Annotated in this window: 18 protein-coding genes and 10 pseudogenes; 3 read left to right on the forward strand and 25 right to left on the reverse strand. The window is 58.6% G+C overall.

Translation table 11 applies throughout. The annotated features are described in order from the left end of the window. Positions 1 to 35 precede the first annotated feature (35 nt). From ACVMDN_RS03805 to ACVMDN_RS03840, 8 genes and pseudogenes are all read right to left on the reverse strand, one after another. A pseudogene (locus ACVMDN_RS03805) lies at positions 36 to 278 on the reverse strand (transporter substrate-binding domain-containing protein); the annotation flags it as partial. 363 nt (positions 279 to 641) lie between these two features. After that, on the reverse strand, positions 642 to 854 hold the full coding sequence (locus ACVMDN_RS03810; protein WP_456835624.1) for a hypothetical protein: 213 nt from the start codon (positions 852 to 854) through the stop codon (positions 642 to 644). 642 nt (positions 855 to 1,496) lie between these two features. Continuing rightward, positions 1,497 to 1,715: a hypothetical protein gene (locus ACVMDN_RS03815; RefSeq protein WP_456835623.1), complete on the reverse strand. Its 219-nt coding sequence runs from the start codon at positions 1,713 to 1,715 to the stop codon at positions 1,497 to 1,499. A gap of 88 nt (positions 1,716 to 1,803) precedes the next feature. Then, positions 1,804 to 2,052 (reverse strand): hypothetical protein, encoded by a 249-nt coding sequence (locus ACVMDN_RS03820; protein WP_456835622.1) that lies wholly within the window; start codon positions 2,050 to 2,052, stop codon positions 1,804 to 1,806. Further along, positions 1,940 to 2,308: a CoA transferase gene (locus ACVMDN_RS03825; RefSeq protein ID WP_456835907.1), complete on the reverse strand. Its 369-nt coding sequence runs from the start codon at positions 2,306 to 2,308 to the stop codon at positions 1,940 to 1,942. Before ACVMDN_RS03825 ends, ACVMDN_RS03820 begins: the two co-directional genes overlap by 113 nt. Further along, the gene (locus ACVMDN_RS03830) at positions 2,295 to 2,741 is read right to left on the reverse strand and encodes an aldolase/citrate lyase family protein (RefSeq protein ID WP_456835621.1); all 447 of its coding nucleotides are present in this window, start codon (positions 2,739 to 2,741) and stop codon (positions 2,295 to 2,297) included. The genes ACVMDN_RS03825 and ACVMDN_RS03830 overlap by 14 nt, the downstream gene beginning before the upstream one ends. A gap of 95 nt (positions 2,742 to 2,836) precedes the next feature. Beyond that, a pseudogene (locus ACVMDN_RS03835) lies at positions 2,837 to 2,989 on the reverse strand (ATP-binding protein); the annotation flags it as partial. Between the two features lie 15 nt (positions 2,990 to 3,004). Beyond that, positions 3,005 to 3,588, reverse strand: a pseudogene (locus ACVMDN_RS03840) (sigma factor-like helix-turn-helix DNA-binding protein); the annotation flags it as partial. Positions 3,589 to 3,914: 326 nt separating this feature from the next. Here ACVMDN_RS03840 and ACVMDN_RS03845 point away from each other — a divergent pair. After that, positions 3,915 to 5,070 (forward strand): annotated as a pseudogene (locus tag ACVMDN_RS03845) (IS3 family transposase). A 776-nt stretch (positions 5,071 to 5,846) separates the two neighbouring features. Here the strand turns inward: ACVMDN_RS03845 and ACVMDN_RS03850 are convergent. From ACVMDN_RS03850 to ACVMDN_RS03865, 4 genes and pseudogenes are all read right to left on the reverse strand, one after another. Beyond that, the gene (locus tag ACVMDN_RS03850; RefSeq protein WP_456835620.1) at positions 5,847 to 6,671 is read right to left on the reverse strand and encodes a transporter substrate-binding domain-containing protein; all 825 of its coding nucleotides are present in this window, start codon (positions 6,669 to 6,671) and stop codon (positions 5,847 to 5,849) included. Between the two features lie 419 nt (positions 6,672 to 7,090). Beyond that, positions 7,091 to 7,618, reverse strand: a pseudogene (locus ACVMDN_RS03855) (transposase); the annotation flags it as partial. Positions 7,619 to 7,917: 299 nt separating this feature from the next. Further along, positions 7,918 to 9,792, reverse strand: coding sequence for an MBL fold metallo-hydrolase (locus tag ACVMDN_RS03860; protein ID WP_456835619.1), 1,875 nt, complete (start codon positions 9,790 to 9,792; stop codon positions 7,918 to 7,920). 587 nt (positions 9,793 to 10,379) lie between these two features. Continuing rightward, positions 10,380 to 11,456, reverse strand: a pseudogene (locus ACVMDN_RS03865) (IS5 family transposase); the annotation flags it as partial. Between the two features lie 72 nt (positions 11,457 to 11,528). Here ACVMDN_RS03865 and ACVMDN_RS03870 point away from each other — a divergent pair. Continuing rightward, positions 11,529 to 12,572: pseudogene (locus ACVMDN_RS03870) on the forward strand (IS110 family RNA-guided transposase); the annotation flags it as partial. Between the two features lie 4 nt (positions 12,573 to 12,576). Here ACVMDN_RS03870 and ACVMDN_RS03875 read toward each other — a convergent pair. The 6 genes and pseudogenes from ACVMDN_RS03875 to nodU form a co-directional block, all read right to left on the reverse strand. Next, a pseudogene (locus ACVMDN_RS03875) lies at positions 12,577 to 13,999 on the reverse strand (IS701 family transposase). A 69-nt stretch (positions 14,000 to 14,068) separates the two neighbouring features. Next, positions 14,069 to 14,191 carry a hypothetical protein gene (locus tag ACVMDN_RS03880; RefSeq protein ID WP_456843605.1) on the reverse strand — a complete coding sequence of 41 codons (123 nt, stop codon included), beginning with the start codon at positions 14,189 to 14,191 and terminating at the stop codon, positions 14,069 to 14,071. Between the two features lie 45 nt (positions 14,192 to 14,236). Beyond that, positions 14,237 to 14,389 (reverse strand): hypothetical protein, encoded by a 153-nt coding sequence (locus ACVMDN_RS03885; protein ID WP_456835906.1) that lies wholly within the window; start codon positions 14,387 to 14,389, stop codon positions 14,237 to 14,239. A 31-nt stretch (positions 14,390 to 14,420) separates the two neighbouring features. Further along, a complete protein-coding gene (locus tag ACVMDN_RS03890; protein ID WP_456835618.1) occupies positions 14,421 to 14,645 on the reverse strand; it encodes a hypothetical protein in 225 nt (74 codons plus the stop codon). A gap of 304 nt (positions 14,646 to 14,949) precedes the next feature. Beyond that, positions 14,950 to 15,132, reverse strand: a pseudogene (locus tag ACVMDN_RS03895) (alpha/beta fold hydrolase); the annotation flags it as partial. Positions 15,133 to 15,863: 731 nt separating this feature from the next. Next, positions 15,864 to 17,525 (reverse strand): nodulation protein NodU, encoded by a 1,662-nt coding sequence (gene nodU / locus ACVMDN_RS03900; protein ID WP_456835617.1) that lies wholly within the window; start codon positions 17,523 to 17,525, stop codon positions 15,864 to 15,866. Between the two features lie 701 nt (positions 17,526 to 18,226). Here nodU and ACVMDN_RS03905 point away from each other — a divergent pair. Beyond that, positions 18,227 to 18,526, forward strand: a complete 300-nt coding sequence (locus tag ACVMDN_RS03905; RefSeq protein WP_456835616.1) for a transposase — start codon at positions 18,227 to 18,229, stop codon at positions 18,524 to 18,526. Positions 18,527 to 18,552: 26 nt separating this feature from the next. On the opposite strand, the gene ACVMDN_RS03910 is transcribed toward ACVMDN_RS03905, so the two are convergent. From ACVMDN_RS03910 to ACVMDN_RS03940, 7 genes and pseudogenes are all read right to left on the reverse strand, one after another. After that, entirely contained in the window at positions 18,553 to 18,792 is a 240-nt protein-coding gene (locus ACVMDN_RS03910) for a hypothetical protein (protein WP_456835615.1), read from the reverse strand. Beyond that, positions 18,789 to 18,932: pseudogene (locus ACVMDN_RS03915) on the reverse strand (transposase domain-containing protein); the annotation flags it as partial. The gene ACVMDN_RS03910 and the pseudogene ACVMDN_RS03915, both read right to left, overlap by 4 nt. A gap of 113 nt (positions 18,933 to 19,045) precedes the next feature. After that, positions 19,046 to 19,381 (reverse strand): tyrosine-type recombinase/integrase, encoded by a 336-nt coding sequence (locus ACVMDN_RS03920; protein ID WP_456835905.1) that lies wholly within the window; start codon positions 19,379 to 19,381, stop codon positions 19,046 to 19,048. A gap of 158 nt (positions 19,382 to 19,539) precedes the next feature. Next, the gene (locus tag ACVMDN_RS03925) at positions 19,540 to 19,923 is read right to left on the reverse strand and encodes a hypothetical protein (RefSeq protein ID WP_456835614.1); all 384 of its coding nucleotides are present in this window, start codon (positions 19,921 to 19,923) and stop codon (positions 19,540 to 19,542) included. A 130-nt stretch (positions 19,924 to 20,053) separates the two neighbouring features. Next, a complete protein-coding gene (locus tag ACVMDN_RS03930) occupies positions 20,054 to 20,503 on the reverse strand; it encodes a tyrosine-type recombinase/integrase (protein ID WP_456835613.1) in 450 nt (149 codons plus the stop codon). After that, complete coding sequence (locus tag ACVMDN_RS03935; protein WP_456835612.1) at positions 20,497 to 20,979, reverse strand: hypothetical protein; 483 nt, start codon at positions 20,977 to 20,979, stop codon at positions 20,497 to 20,499. The genes ACVMDN_RS03930 and ACVMDN_RS03935 overlap by 7 nt, the downstream gene beginning before the upstream one ends. Then, a complete protein-coding gene (locus ACVMDN_RS03940; protein ID WP_456835611.1) occupies positions 20,976 to 22,241 on the reverse strand; it encodes a tyrosine-type recombinase/integrase in 1,266 nt (421 codons plus the stop codon). The genes ACVMDN_RS03935 and ACVMDN_RS03940 overlap by 4 nt, the downstream gene beginning before the upstream one ends. Positions 22,242 to 22,258 lie beyond the last annotated feature (17 nt).

Below are 22,258 nucleotides of genomic sequence, written 5' to 3' on the forward strand. Positions count from 1 at the left end.
CATGGTGGTCACGTTGCCCGAGTGTAGTGCCATTTTCATGAGGATTTTCGGCAAGGGCAAATTCCACTCGTGCAGCAGCCTATGATAGGTGCCATCAGCAATGATCGGCGCGCTTTGGTCTTGATCGAGGCGAAAGAGATTATCTGGTCCCAGCTCGTCTCGATCCAATTCACCTTCGAACCCATCTTTGCAGCAATAGCCTCAAAGAGATCAATATCGAACCCTACCAGCTTGCTGGTGGCTGACTCTTTGTATGTAAAGGGCGGATACACCGGACTCGTAGCCGCATTGACGACGGTCCTCCTGGATTGGGCACAGGCACTTCCTGCCGGAAGCTGACCGCGATGGTGAGTGCGCGGATAACAATGCGCCTCCCCTCATGCGATTTCTCCTTTGGTGCATTCAAAGCAATAATTTGCGACCTCACTTCAGCACGGCCGTAAGGAACCGTCTAACGGCCGGCCATTTGATCTGAGCGCGAGCGATCGCCGAAGCGACCCACTCCCGACGCAATGACAACTGCTGCCGCTGACGATGCTTCCTTGGCACATGCTCAAATCGCGACAGCCTCCACAACTGGGCTCACTCGCTTCCTGCTGATGTTTCGCTCGGCACCATTGAAATGTCCTTACGTCTTCTGCTTAGCTCACCGGCTGATCCGCCGAATCACCCGACTGCTGCAACGAATCGGCGACCCATTCGGTTTCGCTTTTCTTCGAATGTGCAGCGACCAGCTCCTGCGCTGAGCAGCGTACAGCCTCAAGACGAGCTAAATGCTGCGCAAATTCGGCCCAAGTGTCGAAATCCTGCGGGAATGGGTGACTTTGTGATGAGCATTGCTTTGGCTCAGCCATGCTCATTCGATAACCATCGCCCCACCGCGACACGCGGCCAGTCGACGGCGAAGGAAAATGAGCCGTGCGGCAGAGCGTGGTCGTATCGCAATAACGCTCAAGAAAGCGGCGGCATATATTCGCAGCGAGCGCAAGGTCCTTGTCACTCTGCGAACGAGAGCTCCGGGTAGCGCATCTGCAACGGAACGTTTGTCAAGTCACCCATCACCAAGACATCACCAAGACATCGTCTTTACTTCCTCCTGAAGCGAACCGCCACGTGCCCATCAGTATGTGGGCAACAGGCGGACGTGAGTCGCCAATTCTGAAGTCCTCCCGCACGATATTCGCGCGGCCGAGCCGCATAATTGAGGGCACGCTGTCTTGGTAGGCTGCGTTTGGCACGACGCAGCCTCGGCTCGCGTAACCGCAAGGTCGCGCTCGGTGAAGATGTAGCGCGCATTGGGGAACGTCAGCCCCCATTCGCCGTTGACCCGCCGCGTGTTGCAGCCGACGGTTGGTCACCGTGAAGGTATTTGCACATGACGCAATCGATGTCTTCCACGGACAGTCCCGCCTGCGCAAGCGCCCGCATGTAGGTGTCATCGGTCTTCATATGCCACTCGGGGCGATACCGCACCTTGTGGTTGCCCAGACAGCTGTCTACCAGGATCGCGTGGTCGGCGTACGGACCCACATACGTCTGGAAGCAGAGATTGAAAACATCGTTCCCGTCCAGCGCGTGTGGCTGCACCAGTAGCGGTTCTCGCCGAGAAGTTCGGACATGAGTGCCGGCAGCATCTCGCGTGCAAGCATGAACGGCGCATCGAGCTCGACTAAGCGGTGAACAGTCAGGTCGCCAACAGCGAAATCAAGCTTCACGTCGCCCCCTAGCAGCCGGCCTAGCTCGACCGCTCAACAATCGAACTTAGTAATCGAGTGATGAGAATATTGCCAAGAGTCCAGGTCTTCATTCTGCTATTTCTTCACCAGTCGAGCCCGCAGCCCCGTTCGCCCGTAGCGCAGTGATTTCGTCATCCCGAAATCCGAACTGTGCCAGCACCTCGTCCGTATGTTCTCCGAGCATCGGGGCGCGCGTGGTCGGGCTATCGCCCACTTCCATCTGGATCGCCTTGCTCATGCTTCGGTATTTGCCGACTCGTGGGTGTTCGTGCTCGACGACGAGCCCCTGTGCCAGGACTTGGGGATGATCGAACATGTCGGTCCTCGATAGACCGGACTGCAATGCTAGGGACGTTGCCAAGCATCAGCCGTTCCCATTCGAGGGCGGTGTTCTGCAGCAGAGCCTCTCCGATTAGGGATTTGATCTCGTCCTTAAGGGCGGTGCGCTTCTTTAGAGGGTTGTACCGTGGATCCTCCGCCAACTGGGGGAAGCCGAGAGATTCACAAAGGCCCTTCCAGAAAGCCGGAGTAGTGGCTTGCACGAAGAGGTAGCCGTCCTTAGTCGGATAAATGCCGGAATAGCGAACCTAGGGCACGAGCTCCATCTCCGCCTGGGGTTGGGCCACCAGCACAACCGGCTCGCTTGATCCGCTGAGATGTCATGCAGATGTCGTAGAACCTGTACATCGCCAATGCAGTTTCGGCACTCGGACAAATCTCTATTGGGCCGACCGGCAGGCCACGTGATCTCTCCAACTCCCCAAGCACAAGGTCTAGTGCTGCGACATCTTCCGGATCTTCGGTCTTGGGCAGCATCACTCCGTCCAAGCCATCGACTACAACCGCATTAAGATCGTCTAGCAGCTGGCCTGTTCGCCACCCACTGAGCCTGACGAAGCGCCCGAAAGGGCCTGTATGCAGCTCCTTGATAGCCTCCGCGACCGCGTTGCGAGCTGCTGGTTTTTCGGTGGCTGCAACCGAGTCCTCAAGATGCGTATTTCGCAAAAACGGGACAGCGGTTTCGCTAACTGACGGACAGCAGTTTCGCTAAATCGCGGACAGCGTGGCGGCGCTGGCTTTTGGTTGCCTGGTTGTTGAAGTCAGTTGATATTCGTTTCGCTGTTTTCGACGTCGGTCAAGGGGCGCGCGGCTTTTTTCCTTCGCATGCTGTCGCCTTCGAGGGCGATACGGTGGGAGTTGTGGATGATCCGGTCGAGGATAGCATCTGCGATGGTTGGCTCGCCGATCATGTCGTGCCATTGGGCACAATCTGGTAGTCGCTGACCGAAGCTCCCCATAGCGAAGGTCAGCGACGAGGCCCCGAGCACCGCGACAAATATCTGCGCCTGACGGATCTCGCCGGTTTGCGGATCGATCACCTCCACCGTCGGACCGGCATAGTCGGTCTGCATCACGGCACCCGCCGCGTGGCGATGACGGAAGGTCGGGTTCACCCGGCGCCGATAGGCGTCAAACTTCTCGCAGAACCACGTGTAACCATAGCCGTCGGGATGCGCCGTCCGGTATTCCTGCCACAGCAGCGTCAGCGTCACGCCCTTGCGCTTGAGCTCCTGCGCCACCCGTGGCCACTCAGGCTCGCTCAAGTCCTGCGGGGGCGCCCGACCCGCCGGAACAAGGCTCGCTGCAAGGCCGCCTCGCTCTCGTAAATCGGCGGCAGCGGCCAGCTCAAACCCGCTTCACGCGCTCGCAGCAGGTAGGTGGCAACCGAACTCTTGCTGATCTGCAGCCGTTCCGAGATCTCCCGAACCGACAGGTCCTGCTCGTACGTCAGCCTCAGGATCGATCGTAGGTCCTTCACAGTGGTTCGTTTCGCTTGCTTCCGTCTCGGCATTGCCCCTCTCAAACTCAGCTTGAGAGAGAACATTGCCTGAACGGCGCTCCCGAAAACCAACCTCCCGCAACTGTCCGCGATTTAGCGGAATCCCTGTCCCGGAATTACTGAAATCGCTGTCCGCGAATTACCGAAATTGCTGTCCGGAAATTGCCGAAACACGCACTCAAGATCGAAGATCAGGGCATCCGCGCTGTATTTGGGCGCCTTCAACATCCAGTCGAGCTTGTGTCCCGGTGACCTGCCACTGCGTATTTCCTCCAGATCGAGTTAGAGTCCAGCCTGAAGAAGGACGGACAGATGAGGCGAGCAAGGTTCAAGAGCAGATTATCGCGGTGTTGAAGGAGCATGAGGCTGGGGCAAAGACAGCCGACCTGGCGCGCAAGCATGGAATCTCCGAGGCGACAATCTACAACTGGAAGGCCAAATTCGGCGGGATGGATGTCTCTGAGGCCAAGCGGTTAAAGGCGCTGGAAGAGGAGAACGCGAAGCTGAAGAAGCTCCTGGCGGAGCAGATGCTCGATGCGGCCGCCCTGCGCGAGCTTCTTTCAAATAAATGGTAGGGCCCGCCGCCAAGCGCGCTGCGGTCGCGCATCTGCAGGCCGAGATGAGCCTGTCGGAACGGCGGGCCTGTTCGATCGTCGGCGCGGATCGGAAGATGATCCGCTACCGCTCAAGCCGTCCGCCGGAGGCGGCTCTGCGCGGCCGGCTGCGCGATCTTGCCAACGAACGGCGACGGTTTGGCTACCGCCGGCTGTTCGTCCTGCTGCGACGGGAGGGAGAGCCCTCGGGGATCAACCGGATCTACCGGCTTTATCGGGAGGAAGGGCTCACCGTCCGCAAGCGGCGTGCCCGCCGCAAGGCTGCAGGCACCCGGACGCCGATTCTGGTGGAGGCCAAGCCCAATGCCCGCTGGTCGCTGGACTTCGTCCACGACCAGTTTGCCAACGGTCGGCGCTTCCGCATCCTCAACATCGTCGACGACGTCACCAAGGAATGCCTGGGCGCCATTCCGGATACGTCGATCTCGGGACGGCGCGTGGCCCGCGAACTGACGGCGATCGTCGCACGACGTGGCAAGCCAGGAATGATCGTGTCCGACCATGGCACCGAGTTCACCTGCAACGCCGTGCTCGCCTGGAGCAAGGACACGGTTATCGACTGGCACTTCATTGCGCCAGGAACGCCGATGCAGAACGGCTTCATCGAGAGCTTCAATGGCCGGATGCGCGATGAACTGCTCAACGAGACTCTGTTCTTCGATCTCGACGATGCCCGCACCAAAATCGCTAACTGGGTCGCCGACTACAATATCCGGCGGCCTCACTCGTCGCTGAAATACTCACTCCTGCGGCCTATGCCGCCCACCTCACCGCAACGGACGACCGGCTCCGCAACCCCGACCAGCTCCGCCGATCGTCCGTTGCTCCACCCGCGCCACTTGGCGTACAAACAACCGAGACTCTAACCGCTGCTGGATGAAAGTTCAGTGGCAGGTCACGCATGCCCAAACTCTGCCGCCTCGTCGCGCCAGCAGTGCAGCAACCCGGAGCAGGCGCGTCTTGGTCTGCGCCAAGCTTCTTCAACGGATGACGATCCAGGCCAGGGACAACTCAGCGACAAGCTAGCTCGAGAGGCTCATCTCGAGGACCGCGATCAGCGTGCTGTTCTGTTCCTGGACGGTGGAAGACTGGCCAGATCGTTTACCTTTTGCATGGGGGGCTCCATTACTCATGACCAGCCTCAAGGGTCTCATGCCCATCGCGGTCACTTCATAGTATCTTCCACCCCCTCACGCGCTGGCTCAGGTTTCGTTGCGCCAAATCCTGATTGCGCTCTTCGCCCAGCCACTCTGCAATCCCGACTGAAAACCGGAATCGTCACGATCGACTGATGAACGCCCTTTACAGGAAGGCCGATCTTGAGCTCAAGGAGATTTTGGAGGACTTCCGCGAACGATCCTGAACTCCGGGTAGTGATCCTCGCCGGGGGCCGAGGTCGAGCCATCAGCGCATTCAGCGCTCTCAAAGAGGCAGCGGGTACGGCGAAAGCGCGAACGTCAAGCTGCCCAACCCGCTGCTTCTTTGACCAGCTACAGTCTCGCGAAACACGTTAGAGGCTGTCTCGCGTTCTCGAGACGCAATGCTCAAATTCTGACATCGGCACTCGTGCTCAATTGCTGACAAGACGTGTTGTTGGCACGAACGAAAACGTATGCCGCAAACTCCTCCAATTCTCAGTCCTTGCTCAAACCTGATTCAGGGCTGACCATTGATCATGGGTTGAGTGATTGCCATGTAACCCGGGAGGTTCCACTTGTGCAGTAGCTCATGGTAGGTTCCATCCGCGATGACACCGGCGAGGGCCCTCTTCATCGTCTCGCCCAATTTCGGGTCCTTCTTGGGAAAAGCGAACCCGCGCATATAAAACCTAAGGGAGTTACTCACTATTCTATAGCGATTTTCCTCGATCCTATTCTGATATACGATTTGAGTTCCGTTCTGGAATGCCACGTCGGCACGATCTTGAATCAGTTGCACCCGCGAATCGGCCGTGCTGGTGGTCTCAAGTATATTGAGGGTGGGTTTGCCGACCTTGATGCAATGCTCCTTGTTCCATTCCTCAGTCGCGGCGAGTGCGACAGGGTCGCGTGCAACAGCCACGGTTTTACCGCAGAGTGTATCCATTTCCCGAAAGCGATCAGCGTTAGCTGTCAGCGCAACAAAATACGTATCGTCGTTCAAGTAGTCGACGAAGCTAACAATCTCACGTTGTACGGGCAGGTCGGGAAGTCCAGACACAATAACGTCGGCTCGCTTGGTCTTGAGAGAAGACATTATCTGCTGCCACGGCACTTCGATCCAATTCACCTTCGCACCCATCTTTGCGGCTACAGCTTCAAAGAGATCGAACTCGAAACCTATCAACTTGCTGGTATTTGGATCCTTGAATACAAGCGGCGCATAACCCGGGGTTGTAGCGACGTTAAGAATAGTCTTCGTGTCCTGCGCGTTTGCGGAGGCAATAGCGCAAGTAAACGCCAGAGCGAAAGTACCCATTGCAAGCTGGCGTTTTGAAAGCATTCCACCCTCGTTGAATGATTTTCCGCGAAGAACAGGTTGTTGCAAAGCATCCGTTCAGGTATCGCGCCTACTTCCTGCAGATCGATAAAGCCCGCAACTCGCATAACTTGGCCACTCGCTGCCCACGAAATTAAATAGTATCGGTGCTCAAAAACACAGAAATTGGCCAGAATATCGCAGAAATTGTGTGGAATATTTGAGATATCGACCGAGACTGACCTGCCACCGCACCTGCATCGAGCGGCGCTTAGTACCTTGGCGGCTAGTGATGCGGTACGGCGCGGCTTGAGCAACCGGCGAAGACGGGGAGCCGTCTGAAAGCCCGTCGTAGGCGGTTGCGGTGAAGGTCGCCGTCGTTCGTAGGAGAGCGCGGAGTGGTGCCTGGCGGGTGTACCCGCTCGAGAGGCGCGCTGCGAGCATGGTCGAGACCGAAGAACACGCTCTCGTTCAGGAGCTGCTCGCGCATGCGGCCGGCAACTGTCAGGCAGAAAGAGACGTAACGCGACCATCACTGGCACTTCGCCGCGCGCAAGCGTTAAAGACACCAGGGTTTGGCAATTTGCCGTTTTACCGAGAGCCGACGCGTATTGAGCCGCAACACCGACCGAGCACTCACCCTTCTTCGGCAGCGAGGTGTCATCAATAACCAGCACCGCATCCTTACCGCCGACAAGTCGGTCCGCCTGGTTGAGCAGCTCTGTCTCCAGCGGCCTCGCGTTCCAGACACCGTCCGCAATAAAGTGGTGCAACTGATCGTAGTTGCTCGTGGCAAGGCGCTCCGCCATCGGCTGAACGCTTTTGCGATCGCCAGGACCGACATAGAGAGGGCACATCCGCTGCCGGGTCTTATGACCCAGCCGGTCCAAGAACGGCATCAACCAGCGTTCGAGTTCGTCTTCCCATCCCGGCATGGTCAGCCCTCCAAGAGTCGACCACTCATGAATCATTGAAAAATTGATTCGGGAATCCTATAAACGCGACAAAATCAACAATCTGCCAAAGTAGTGCTAGTAGATGTTTTCACAGCCGACCATCTGTGATGTGGAGTTTTTCAAACGGACAGAAATCTTTGCTCGAATTCGAGAATTCAACGTCTTTCGACAAGCGTCACCTCTGTAAAGTGGAACTTGCGACCCTCTTGTACGCTTCGATCTTCTGATCTCAGACCATCTGAGCTACAGCCAGCGAACGACCGTCGAGAGGAGCAGCATGAACCTCGACTGCCTACTCTTTTCGACGCGTGCTGCTAAGCTAGCAAAGTTGAGACTAGGGCTTCACAGACAGGCCCCTGCGACACACCGTCAATCAAAATCTCAGCGGTTATGATTCTTCGTCGCAAATCACCTCGAGAGGGCGCGATCGCCGCTAGGACAATTTCGCCTTGCTCTCCCTGTCGAAGCATAATGCTTTCCGCCTCTGCAAGTGACGCCCAACCAAATGCAGGCAGGAGTCGAGCGCTGTAGACCGCTGTGCGTTCCAAGTTGTTACGAATCCTAATCGTATGCGTAACCCGGCTGTTCGGGCTCGCTTCTGAGAGATATGGGAGCATTCGAGCCCAGAATAGATCGATGAAATGGTTTGCCGGTTCAGCTACGATATCGCGGAAGGCTGCCTCCTTACGTTCGATATAGTCCGTATACTCGGTGATCCTCGACTGATCCATGGCAATTAATTCACCGTGCCCAGGGCACACGAGCTCTGGCTTCGTCGTCTGTATCACAGACGCACAAAGGCGATGCATCTCCAACTGAAAGCTATTGCGCAAGACTGTAGTCTGGACGGCGATTTCGCGCTCAATCCCTCCAGCCTGAGGATTGAAGAGAAATAGATTGTCGCCCCCAAAAGCGATCCGCTTGCCGTCGATGTTACCGACGACATAGGCATGATATTCGGTTTGACCTGGCGCGAAATGAATTACGAAATCGAATCCCCTCCAGTGAAATGCCTCGCCGTCTCGCAGTACTCGTTGCACTTCGATTGGTTTGTGAAAGCAGCACGGCGTACTTGCCCACGCCGCAGGATCGGAAATGACTGCGGCGACACAATCGAGAGCCCAGCACTGCGTGCCGAAATGTCGTTGGAGGAACGGTATTCCACAAATATGGTCGTCATGAATGTGCGTGGGAACGACAAGCTCGATTTCGCATACCCCATAATCGTCGCGCAACTGATCGAGATGATGCTCGACGAAACGAAGGGCATGCTGGCTGCCGTGATCTGGAGCGAGATGGAGATGCCCGAACGAAGCCAGCCCGTAGTCAATCAGCATTGCGTGGCCGGCTCCACTCAGCACAACGTAAAAATTAGAGCAAGTGTATGGTCCTGCCCACAGCAAATGTTCTGTGATCGGCCGAAGCCTGCTCTCGCGAATGGTCTGCCAATCCTTGAAGCCGACATCACGGCCGGATGTGCGAAGTCGGCCTATGTTGGCGAGCGTCTCAAGCCTCAATTCAAGCCTTTCAATGTCCGCCTTCACCTCATTAATAGGCCTCCCGTGCGATGGATAGGCGGTATCAACGCCCTCCTTTTTCAAGGCGAGGATCGATTGCATCGTAAATTCAACGCCAAGAAGATCGCCATAGCTATACTCCATAGCGTGAAGTTGATAAAGTTTTCCGCCGCTTGTCATCAAATCGCCCGTAAAGGCGACTTTCTTGTCATCCACTTCTACAATCAGGCAGACCATACCGTATGTATGACCCTTGGCCGGCAGGATGCGGAACGAATAGTCCTTCCAGACGAACGTGCCGTAGTCTTCGAGAACAGCATCGACCGAGAGATTTTCCCCAAGCGAAAAAAACGCACTGCTATCGTTATAGTTGTCGTAGATGCGCCGAACCTGCCAATAAGCCTCGGCGTTTTCGAACAGGTGGCGTTCGTATTCCGGGACCGCAATTCTTGCGCCGGATTTTTGAATACTTGGTGTGCCCCAGCACTGATCCCTGTGATGATGCGTATGTAGAATCCAGTCGACTCGCTCGATCCCGAGCGCGGCAAGGTGCGGCATGATAGCGCCGGATCCTGCATCAATAAGTAGGCAGTCTACGCCACTTTTCAGAATGTAAACGTTACAAGTATCTCGAAATTCCCAAAGGTTTTCTGAGTGGTGGATCAAAGACACTTCCATTTCCTTCTGTTGTCTCACACTCTGGGTGTTACGCAGCACGATGAAGTAATCAGGGCTGTCACCGATGTGCGGTTAATTTGCCAACGACGAATGCGGCATCAAGATCGGTGCACCAGAAGCGCTGTCAGCGGGAAGATGAAGGGGACAATAAGAACGCCCCAGACATGAGCCACCATGACTGTAAACGACCACTTCGCCGTTGCCGGCGAGTTTTTTTCTGCCGGAAAGCTGCACTGGCTTTTGCAACCAAGGATGCACTCAACAGCCCAGCCGACGAATGGAGGACCGATCGTCGACTCACGCGTCGGCACGAAAGTTTACGAAACGCCTGCTCCGACATGATTCTCCCCGTTTTGAAGCCCGGGCTTGGTGGCCGATAGCTCAAGGGCATACATAGACTTCAAGCGCCTAAGGGAATCGTAGCTTATCGACTGAGCCGGATTTTACCGATTGTTAGCGCCACGCTGACGAAATCCTCCATCTCCGCCCGGCAGAAAGAAGGTTTCCAAAATGCGATACCGGCTCGGCAAAGATTGAGCGCATTAGAAAGTCCTCCGTGAAGAACGCGGACGACCGATGATTTAGGCGATGTTTTGAGCCGGGACAGTTTCGGCGAGCGCCCGGATGATGGCACGCAACAGTTCTGCGAGCCATCGCAGGAGCAGGCCGAAGTTGTGGCCGGCCGCAGCGAGGATGGCATTGATGCGGTCGCCAACGCGGCCTTTGAGATAGTTGCGGGTCCATGCGGTGCTCGGCCTTGACGTGGCCGATGACGGGCTCGACAGCCGCACGACGCTTCATCTCGCGCCGGATGGAAGCCGTGACGCGGCGGACCTGCCCCGAGATCCAGACCCTGAACCGATGCGGGTGGTTGTGGCCGCGGTACCCTTTGTCGACATGGATGCGGCGAGCCTCCACGCCGGTGAGCTTCTCCATGTCGGCGACCACCGGGCCGAGCGTGTGCCCGTCGAAGGGATTGCCGTGCAGTGCCTTGGCATGGAGCACGAACTGTCCGCGCTTCGGTGACGTTACGGTCTTGGCGATACTGACCTTGCAGCCGAACTCGTACGGCGCGCGGGCTTTTCCCTTGCCGATGCACTCGACCTCCTGCGGATGTAACGCATAGACCTTGGGACCGCGCTGATGCTGGTCCTGGGTGCGCACCCGCTGCGCCAGATCGAGCAGCGGGCCGAAGCCAGCTTCCAGCGCCACATCGTCATCAATCTTGCGGCGGATGTCGCGGATAATCCGGCCAAGCCGCGTCCGCAGGAACTTGAGTTGGAGCCGGGCGCGCTTGAACTGGTGAGCGTGGGTATAGCGGCCGACCATGATGGCGGCGCGCTTCGATAGGCGCAGATAGCTCTGGCGCAGCCGCACCGGTTGCGCTTGGCGAGCCCGACGAGCTTGGTGATGGCCCGATGCATCAGCCGTGCGTCGGTCGGATGCGCAACGGCCTTTGGCTGCACCGTGGTATCGACCGCCACTCGCTCCAGGTCCTTGGGACCGATGGCGCCAGTCTTGTGCGCCACTGACAGACTTTCCTGGATCAGCGCGACGAGCTGCTCCTCACCGAGCCGCTGGCGCCAGCGCGTCATCGACGATCGATCGAACGGCAGCCGGTGGCAGAAGCTCAACTCGCCGCAGAAGTATTGGTAATAGATCCCATGGGTGGATGGCAGCCGGCATTTTTGCAGAATGCGGTTGCCCAAATAATCATCCTGAAGGTGACCATGCATACAGCCGCACAATCCTCACAACCGACCGTTATCCCCACCAATCTTGGCGCGATTTTCGTGTCATTGGAACTCAGTCGCTCAACCTGGTTGATCACATCGTTGTCGCCGGGGAGAAGTGAGAAGATGTCGAAGCATTCTGTCCTGGCCGGGGACGTGCCCGGACTGTTCGCGCTGTTTTCGAAGCTTGGCGAGAAAAGCCGTATCAAGACCGGGCACACCTATCCGATGATCACCATTCAGGAAGCCGGTCTTGACGGCTTCTGGATTCATCGGGTCCTTGAGAAGGAAGGAATCGAAAGCCACGTCGTGGACCCAGCCTCGATTGCGGCATCACGCCGAAGCAGGCGAGCTAAGACGGATCGGATTGATGCTGAGGCATTGCTGCGAACGCTGATGGCTTATAAACGGGGCGAGCCGCGCGTGTGCGCCATGGCGCGCCCTCCGTCTCCAGAGGAAGAGGATCGGCGGCGGATTTGCCGCGAGCGGAAGGCGCTGATCGTTGAGCGCGTCGCTCATGTCAATCGCATCAAGGGCCTCTTGTTCGCGCAAGGGATTACGAACTACGGGCCGCTACGCCAGGATCGGCGAGAGCGGCTTGCTGAACTGCGAACCGGTGATGGGCGTGCACTACCTGCACATATGCAAGCCCAGATACGCCGGGAGTTGGATCGACTTGAACTTCTGCTCGGACAGATCAAGGCGGTCGAGGCCGAACGCGACGCGCTCATCGCAGTACAAGCCGCCGCGGCAACACCTTCGCCAGTCACGATGCTGCTTCAGTTCAAGGGGATCGAGTGTGCCGCCATCCTATGGTCGGAGGGACTGTTCCGACATTTTGACAACCGTCGCCAGGTTGCCGCTTATGCGGGGTTGGCGCCGACGCCCTGGCAGAGCGGGTCCATCGATCGAGAGCAAGGCATCTCGAAAGCAGGCAATCCGAGATTGCGAGCGACGTTGATCCAGATGGCATGGCTGTGGCTGGGGCATCAACCCAAATCAGTGCTGACCCAATGGTTCAATGAACGCGTCCAGCGCAATAGTCTTACTGCGTCACAAACGATGATCTGTGTAGTGGTCGAACTTGATCGCACAACAAGGACATCTCGACAGCGTTCGGACGAGCCCATGTTCGAGCCGTCGTCGCATCGTCGCGATCGAATTTGGAATGTGACGTTGGGTCCGCAGCGGCAGATCCGCGGGGTCTGTAATCTGCGGGAACGCGAGCGAGCGGGATCGGCTGGGCGCGCCGAGCGCCTGAGGGGGGAATCGTCTCCCGCTCGGAGATCAGGAATCCGTAGGCCGCAATGCACATCGTTGCGTGATGATGAAAGCCGCGCCAGCCGCGTCCCTCGAAGTGTCCGAGCCCAACCTCCTGCTTGAGGTCCTGATAGTCGCGTTCGATTTAGCCGTCTCGACGAGAGTTCGGAATGCCACATCCTCCGGCAATGTCGAGAGCCAATATTTGGTAGGCTGGTCCTCGCCTTTCGGCCATTCAATCAGCAACCATTCCTCCAATCGCGGGGTGGTTTGCCAATAATCACGATGCGCGGCACGGACCCGCACGCGTGCAAAGCGCGAGGTCAGCTTTTCGTTCGTTCCTTGCCGCCACGTGATGGTGCGCCAAGCTTTGGCCGGCAGGCCAATCGCGAGCGCCTTGACGGCGGCCGGCTGATGCTGACGGTTGCGGCGCATCAGTTTCGGTGGACGGCCGCGGCCCGACCATGGCTTCGGCGGCAAGGGACCGGTGCCGGGCGCCCATACCGTTGTGCTCGACAGAAGACCCGCCACATAGGTCAATCCAAGTGCCGAGATCTCCGTGCGCAGGTTGCTGTTGTTGCCATAGCCCGCGTCCATCAGCACGACACCGCGCGGAAGCCGCTCGCACAGGCCCGCCGCAACTGCTCCAGCGCGATCTCCGGCTTGGTCCGGAAGTCGACTTCGACAGGAATGCCCACCTTGCGCCGCCGATCGCGGTCCTCAGTCCATTCCTTCGGAAGATAAAGGCGATAGGCGACAGGCAGGCTGGCGTGGTGGTTGGCAATCGATAGTGACACCGCCACCTGACAATTATCCTGCTTGCCGAGCTGGCCGCAATATTGCCGTGCAACTCCAACCGAATGTCGCCCCTGCTTGGGAAATCCGGTGTCATCGATGATCCAGGCTTCGATGGGGCCCTGGCGTTCAATCGCCGGCAGGACCATCTCGCGTACCTTGCCCAGCACCTTCTCATCCGACCAGGCGCCGCTGCCGACGAAATGCAGCAGCGATTGATGCTGGGCGGCCGTCCGTTCCGGAGCTGTTACCGCCGCCATCGGCTCCACGCTCTTGCGACCGCCACAGGCCATCAGGCCGACGCAATAGTCGCGCAGCGGCGCCTTCCGATCAGCATGACCGATAACACTCGCAAGCCCTCCCAAATACGCCGCAAATCGCTTCTCGCTCGTCTTGGCGCCACGCCCGCTCATGTCGGCCTCATCGGCTGATGGTCCATGCTGCAACCATCACTGATTCTGGCCGGCGGTTTTGTGACTCAGTCAGACTAGGGCATTTGCCGCTTCAGCAAGCCCGGCTTCCACCGCCAGCCTCGCCGCGCGCTCGGCCAGGATTAATGCATGCGCGGCGGCAAGATCGGGCGGCAGGTCGGCGCTCGAGTCCATTGCCAGATGGAATCACATTCGGCAGCAAACTCAAATGACAAAGTCTCAGCCCACGCTGGTCGGACGCCAGGACTCTTGGGGTTGCGCCAGACTATGCCGGACAAACAGATAGCTCATCTGCGCCTGCAAGATCGACACCACGCCGTCCGCCAGCGACGGCCAGACAAAACGACCTCTCTCGAGTTTCTTCGTAAACAGGCACGCTCCCTAGCCATCATGCCATTCAACTTCAATAAATCGCCTCGGCGCCCGCGGAAGCAGAACAAATGCCGTTCAGCGGATCGCGGCGCAGCAACGAACTCCCGTAGGAACCAGCCTCAATGATCCGGCGAAGCACCTCAACGTCGACGCCCGCATCGACAATGACGCGCCGCCCGCCAGCCAGCTCGATCTCAATCCGACACTCCGTCGAATGTGCTGTCGCGCTCCCCGACGGAGCCGCCACCGACGCCACAAGCCCATCCTCCGGCTACAACTGCGCTGACAAAGCCAGCCTCGGATTTGGTCCGCTCCGCCGCGAAGGCTCTTCGCGAAGTCACCAGCAGAGAACGCGACAAGCCGTATCGCCGCGCTGTCGCCGCAACCAGGCGCGGCTCTGACAGGCTTTCCAAAACAATCCGCGACTTCTCTCAGACCAACGCCGCCGCCGGCCTGTCTCCACCACTTCAGTCGATTCAGCGCACTGATCGTATGGGTGTCCATACAAACAGTTCTCAACCATCAGGCCAGCCCGTCGCAAGGCGTCTTCCCTCGGAGACTTACTTTGCATATTGCTGTCGTAGAGGATATTGCGCATCTCTGGTCGCGAAGCGCTGGGACTGCACTAACACGGCTGCCGCGATGCGGTCGGGCGCCCGCTTGAGCAGGTTCCAGATGAAGGGGCCGCCGACAAAGAAGCCAAGAAGCGTGAACGTGTCGATGCCGAGATGGTCCATGAACCCAAGGTGATCGTCGGTGTACGAATGCGATCAATCTCGAGCGGACTGGTCGATACCATTGACGTTGAGTAGATCGGTTGCGATGCAGTCGTATTCGTCCTTGAACTCGGCGATTGGATTGATGGGTAAGCAATGCTCGGTGGTTCCAGCGTTGAAGATACCCGCGATTGGTCGAATTCAGTCCTCCACCGGAGATGTGCAGCAATGGAAAGCCAGATCCCGTTTCCTCGAAATAGATGCGCACGGCTCCATTTTCGTAAAAGCTCCCAAAGTGACTCCCTGCTGATCATAGACCTGGTAGTAGCCGGACCCGGCTACATCCTAACGATCTTATGGCCATGTTCATTGCTGTTTAGCTCACTTTAAAGCTTAATTTCTGCGCGGATAATGCCCTTTTCGACTGACCTGCGCAGCCGGAATGGTATCAACAAAGTGCCAATCAGTTCATTGGCCGAAGCGTGTGATGGCAAATTGGGTGGCGCAGCAATGACGTGGCGGTAAGCGCACTAAGAAAATCGGATCGTATCTTTCGATGGCGTTCGCTCGGGCACGAGAAATCTCTAAGCACGACGTCGCGCCAATGTGAAGTAACTCAGCATGGCGCTAGCGGGCACAGAGATCGGTCAGGGGGCAATATCGACGATCACATGCGGTCGCGCTTTGCCTGCGCCCTTCCTCCGAGCTGGCTGAAGCGCTCTCCCAGACCATAAAGGGTTCGGCAGGCGCCCGCTGCGTTACGAGCGCTTGGACCAGAGCAGGCCATCGCACCATACGTGATCAACGCGTCCCCATCTGCAGGCGGATGCGGCATCCGGGAAGAATCCGCGTCCATGGAGGTTGGCACTCGTATTGCATAGGAGCGGAATCCCGGTGAGCTTTTCATACTCGACGAGAAGCTCGGCGATCTTGTGCTGAGAGGTTCTGGGGACGGTCTGCAATCGTGCAGATCCGTCGAGGTGTACAACCGCGGGGATTCTGTCTCTCCATTCGGCTCGTGTTTGATGATCGAACAGCATGTAAGGATCTGGCGTTCCAGGGTTGAAAATATCGGGCGCCCGATCTTCCAAGCATATCGGCGCCACTGGCCGGAAGTGTTCGCGAAGTTTGATGTCGTTGAGATGATCTTTCATTGCCGGCGAACTCGCGGCTGCGAGAATGCTTCTGCCGCCTAATGCCCGAGGTCCGAGCTCTGCGCGGCCGGCAAGGAAAATTACGGGCTTGTCGCCGGCAAGAATGGTCACAAGTTCACGCATACTGCACGGCGCAGCCTCCCATTCGGGCGGCACATGGCTGCGTCGGAGGGCCGGCCCACTATAGACCGACCATTCCAAGGGTACGAAGCCTCTATATGCCGCCATTGCCGCGCAAGCGGCGCCGATTGCAGAGCCGCTGTCGTTCGGAAATGGCGGCACCCAGACAGTGTCGAACAAGCCGCTGGCACGTAGTGCACTGTTCCATTTGATGTTGAGGCCGCAGCCGCCGGCTATGCACAAAGCCCGCGCCGGAAGGAGCGAATGACGCCGCAAAGCAATCGCCATTTGGCGTACCAACAAACGCTCGAGGAAGGCGTGAAATGATGCAAGGATATTCGCGGGTGGTTTGGCATTCAACAGAAGCGCGCTGGCATCGAAGAAGTTGTGAAGGGCAGTACGCTCGAATTCGAAGCGGCTGAGGTTGCCAGTGGAGTGACCAGTAAACTGAGCCGCAAAGCACTCCTCTGACGCTTCGCGAAATACCGCTACGATTTCTTCATCTACAGATCCAAGCGCGATGTAGGCCATCAGCTTGCCGGCGAGGCCCATGTCCCACTTGGTACGGTCCGCCTGCTGATACGGTCCGAAGTATAGACCCGCCACACGATAAGCACGCCCTGTGATCGGGAACAGGCATTCAAGGAAGCGTGCGCCGTGCCCATTTACATAATACAGACGTGGAAACATGGCGCCGTCCCACACTAGGCAGAAAGCAGGTTGTTCAATTTTAGCAAAGGGGCTAGTGCAGTATGCGGACGCCACGTGGCCCGTGACGTGCGGGTAGCTTCTATATGGGAAGGCCGTCCCGTCTAGCATCAGACCGCAGTCCTCGTACGACGTGAGAAGGCCTTCGGCATGGCGTTCAAGATACGGTGCTCCTTTGAGAGTGATAGGCGCCGTGCCACTAAGCACGTCGAACTGCGACTCGTTTTCCCCAAGCCAGCCGTCAACAACGAACTGATCAATGTTGTGCGCATTCAACCGATGCTCGGCCAGAGCGGCGACAACTGCATTGAGATTATCGATGGTCTGGTACCGCGGATTGTTATCCCGTTTCTCCTGCTCGATACTAAAGACAAGCCGTCCGTTTTCGATGACAGCAACTGCTCCGTCATGACTTAGTTTGATACCGCAGATACGCATAGTTCCTCCACTAACACCGGAACATCCGCGAGAAGAAGCTTCCTTCCGCTCGCTAGTTGGACAGAAGCAAAGAAACGGAATCGCGCACGACGTTGATAAGCGTGACAGTTAAGGTGAGTATGCTTGCACGCAACATCTCTGACGGTGTGCGTTCCGGGCGATCTCAAGCAAATCGCGTTCGCGTCGCGCGCAACAACCCATGCGCCTGACGCGCTTCGCTCGAGGCGACGAAAGCGGCCGGATAATCTTCGAGGCCTCGGTAAATGCATCGCACGAAAGCAACGCCGCAAAGCTACGCGCCCTCAAAGTAACGGAAAGTCTGTGGCCCGCTGCCAAACCAGCCGCCCCGTCCTGCATCGATGCATAGCCGCTTTTATTAGTCGCATAAGTGCTCTTCCCAAACGCCCGTTTGTCGATCAGAACTAGAGCGAGAATTCAGTTTTCGCATTCCGTTCTCCAATGTTTCTGCAAGCATGCGCAGCCGACGCAGGAAAAGCGGCTTAGCAACATTGCATCGAATTGAGGTTCTATACGCAAGCTTGCGGACAGCTCCGATCGCATTGCTTCAATCGAGCTAAACCATTCGTTACTTCGCTTGACCAGCTACCAAATTGGATGGGATGAAATGCAATGGGGTAGAGCAAGATGTCTCGTAAGCCCCCCGCTGGAGACCGCCGTCCCGGATCGTGCTTGAGAGTGACATGATTTGCTCATTAATTCGCAAGCAATTGAGCAAACGTGGCGAGCGGGTACGGTTCTGTCCGGTCCTGAGCGGCGAGGGCGGTGGACCACTGCCGAGAAGCTTCGGATTGTGGAGGAGAGTCTGGCGCCCTGGGGCCAGTGTTGTCGAGGTTGCTCGACGACGTGACGTTCAGCGCAATCTGGTTACGGCTTGGCGGCGACAGGCGCGCACAGGCGTCCTTGCTTGCGTGGCCGGGCCGAGGCAGGATGACGAGGTCCGTTTGCGGCAGTCTCCATTGCGCCAGACCGGCAACCGTTGAGTATCCATTCGGCGTAGGCCGCAGAGTTACCGCCTGAGCAGTCCAGGGTTCTCTTTGTCGAATCTAATCAGCTCGACGAGGTTTTCGATTCCAAAATCGGTGAACGCCTGGACGCCGTCTCCTCCGACGCCATAAACCCAGATGACGCCGTCCTCGATCTCCATTTCGTTGGCGATGTCCCACAGCCAATCTTCGTCTTCGCCGAGGTCTTTCGCAACGTGGGTGATGGTGGTGACGTGATGGACCTTGTTGACGTGCGTGGTCATGCCGCTCGAGCGGACAGTGCCGATGCCGGGGCCCAATTCCAGGGCAGAAGTTTATCCACCCGATGAGCCGGCTGGGCGGCGATGCGGGCGAGGATATCGGTGAGCCAGGCCTGCGGGTCGATGCCGTTCATTTTCGCCGTTTATGCCGCCCGCCGAACTATGCCGAGCCGGTCCGGTATGGCGCGTCGTTGTCACGGTGGCATCGTCGATCGCGTGCACGGCAGCCCCATTCCATTCGGCATAGTCTGGTCGTTCAGAGCGCCTCTAGGAAGGCGAGCAGGCGGTCGTTCGGCTGGAAGCGGGTTCGCTTGCCGCGCTGGTACGGCTTGAGCTTCGCCAGGGCAGCTTCCTTGAGGGCGAGATGGGCGTGCAGGTACGTCTGTGTCGTCTCGACCGATTCATGACCGAGCCACAGCGCGATCACGGAGCAGTCGACGCCGGCTTGCAGCAGTTCCATCGCAGCGCTGTGCCTCAGCACGTGCGGCGACACGCTCTTGGCCTTCAAAGACGGGCAACTCTTGTGAGCGACACGAACGTGCTTTCCCAGCAGTGACTGGACGCTGTCGGCACAGAGCCGACCCCGATGCACGTTGGGGAACAACGCTGTTGCCCCTTTCCGCAACGGTTCCTTGAGCCATGCCTGGAGCGCGCACCGAGCGAAGTACGGTCAGCGGAGTGGTCCGCTCCTTCCGCCCTTTACCGACGCATCGTACGTGTGCGCCAGACCCGAGGTGGACGGCATCCCGGTCAAGGCCGGTCAGCTCGGAGAGGCGTAAGCCCGTCTGGGCCGCGACCAGCAGCGGTGTGATCGCGGCGGCCAAGCCACGTCGTTCGATCGGGCGCGGCGAGAACCGCCTCGATCTCAGGGCGCGTCAGGAAGTGCACCTGTCGCTTGTCGTGGCGCTTGCTCGGTATGGCGAGCACGCGCTGGATCAGTGCACTGTGTGTCGGTTCCTCGAAGGACACGAACCTGAAGAAGGATCGGATGGCGGTCAGACGCAGGTTACGCGTCTTCGCGTTGGCGCCGCGCGTTACCTCGATATCGGTGAGGAACGCGCCGATAAACGTTGTGTCCAAATCGGTGAGCGTCAGGGCCGATGGGAGCTTCCGCAGCTGCACCTGTGCGAACATGAACAGCAGCCGGAACGTGTCCCTGTAGGAGGCGATCGTGTTGTCGCTAACGTCACGCTAACGTCACGCTGACGCATGAGGCGCTCGGTGAAGAAGCGCTCGATCAACGTGGCGACATTGCAGGCGGGCTTCATGGCGTCACCTCCCATCGCCGATCGAGACGCTGCGCCGCTTCTTCCATCAACTCGGGGCAGGCCGAGAGATACCAGTAAGTATCGCGCACGCAGGCGTGGCCGAGGTAAGTGGAGAGTACTGGGAGTTGCTGCTCGACGTTCTTGCTTCCGCGATACCAGTCGAGCAGCGTCCGGATGGCGAAGGGATGACGGAAGTCGTGCACGCGTGGCCCGGTACGATCACCTGGGCGCCGCAGCCCGATCTCTCTGGACAATCGCCAGAAGACGCGATGAACGTACTGGTGAAGCAAGCGGCCTCCCTGTTCGGCAACGAAGAAGGTCGAGCCGCAGCGTGATCCGAGCAGCGCATCGCGCCGGCGGGCGTAGTCGCGCAGCGCGGTTCTCGTCGTCGGATGCAATGGCACGAGCCGCGACTTGCCGAACTTGGTCAGCCGGACCGTCAGCACGCCGGCGTCGAGGTCGACGTATCACGCTCCAGGCCCATCGCCTCGGATATACGCATGCCCGTCACCGCGATCAGCCCGAACAAGGTATGGTAGGTCCATCGGCGTAGCCCGTCCGCTGGCGGCAGAGCCAGCGCTGCCGTCAGCAACGCATCGATCTCCGCGTCGCTGTAGACATAGGGCTTGGCGCGCTTCCATCCCGGTAGCATGCCGACGGGCGGTACCTCCGTTCTCGGATCGAAGTTGGCGACATTGCGCGCGAACTCGCGCACGTCGCTCAATCGCAGCGCCCAGGATGCATGACGATCGGGCGGCAGCGTTGCCCATTCCATGGCCAGCTTCGTCGTGATTATCCTGGCTTTGCGCTTCTCCATGAAGGCGACGAAGTCGGCGAGCCGACGGGTCTGGTGCTCGTACTTGTATCCCAGTCCTTTGCGCATGCTCAGGTACTTATCGAGTGCGGAGCGCAGATTGGTCATTGCACGCCTCCCGGCCAGGGCAGGCTCAATGTTCTCAGCGCATCGATGTCGACCTTCGCGTAAATCCGGGTGGTGTCGTGGTTCTCGTGCCGCAGCAACTGTCCGATCTCCGACAAGGTCGCGCCAGATCGGAGAAGCTCGGTAGCGAGACTGTGTCGGAAGATATGGGCGCCGCGGTGTGCGCAACCTTCGATTCCAACGCGATCGAGAGCGGCCTTGGCGATCATGGTGATCGCACATCCGGAAGCAAAGCCGACGTGTGGCGCGAGTGTGCGGACGAACAACCGTCGGCAGGACGACTTTGGGCGGCCATTGCGCAGATATGCAACGATGGCCGCGCCAACGTCTGGCGGTATCGGCATCCGTGCACGCTGTCGGCCCTTGGCGCGAACGAGTATCTCGCTGGCGCGCCAGTCGATATCATCGAGGGTGAGCGTCGCGACCTCGTCGGCCCGCAGGCCGAGCTTGGCCAGCAACAACAGAATGGCGTAGTCGCGCCGTCCCATCACCGTCTCTCGGTCGCAACCGTCGAGAGCCTTCCGCACCTGAGCGGCAGGCAGATAGGTCGGCAGAGTTGCGAGCTTCCACCGTCGCATCGATGGAACGCAATCCGCCAACGGGCGCGCGTTCAGCCCCCGATGGTGGAGGTAACGGAGAAAGGCGCGCAACGACCAGCACATCGCCTTGCCTGTTCCCGGGCTCCAATCCTGGGCGTGGCGCTCAATGTAGCGGGTCACGTCCTCTTGGTTGATCTTGCACAGGGCGGCGGCGCCGCCGGAGCACACCTCGTGCAGGAACCTGCGGATAACCGGGAGATGGCGGACAATGGACCTCGGGGCCAAGCCGGGCTCTGATCGCAGGTAGGCATCGAACTCCTTGAAGATCCGTTCGTGCGGGGTGAGAGGCGGCAGCACCAACGGCGCGATCGCGCCTTCCTCGCGCAGCACTGACAGCCATCGCTTGAGCGCAGCCCGGTCACCGGGTTGGATAGACTGCCTCCCGCCTCGATGTCGGAGGTACCGCTCAACGACCTGCTCATCGAGATCGACCAGCTTGTAGCGATGGCCTGCGATCCAACTCAGGAGCCCGCCAACTACGTTGAGGCAACGCCACGCGCCGTGCCGAACGAGCCTCTCTTCGACGAGACGAACGGCGTAGCACTCGACGAGCCGTCCGTGCGGCCCGCTTCTGAGACGCCGGTACAGCCGGCTTCTGAGACGCCGGTACAGCCGGCCTCTGCCCAAGTACTCTTCCGCAATCATATCCTGACCTCCGCTGT

Source organism: Bradyrhizobium sp. USDA 4510 (genome assembly GCF_054059095.1).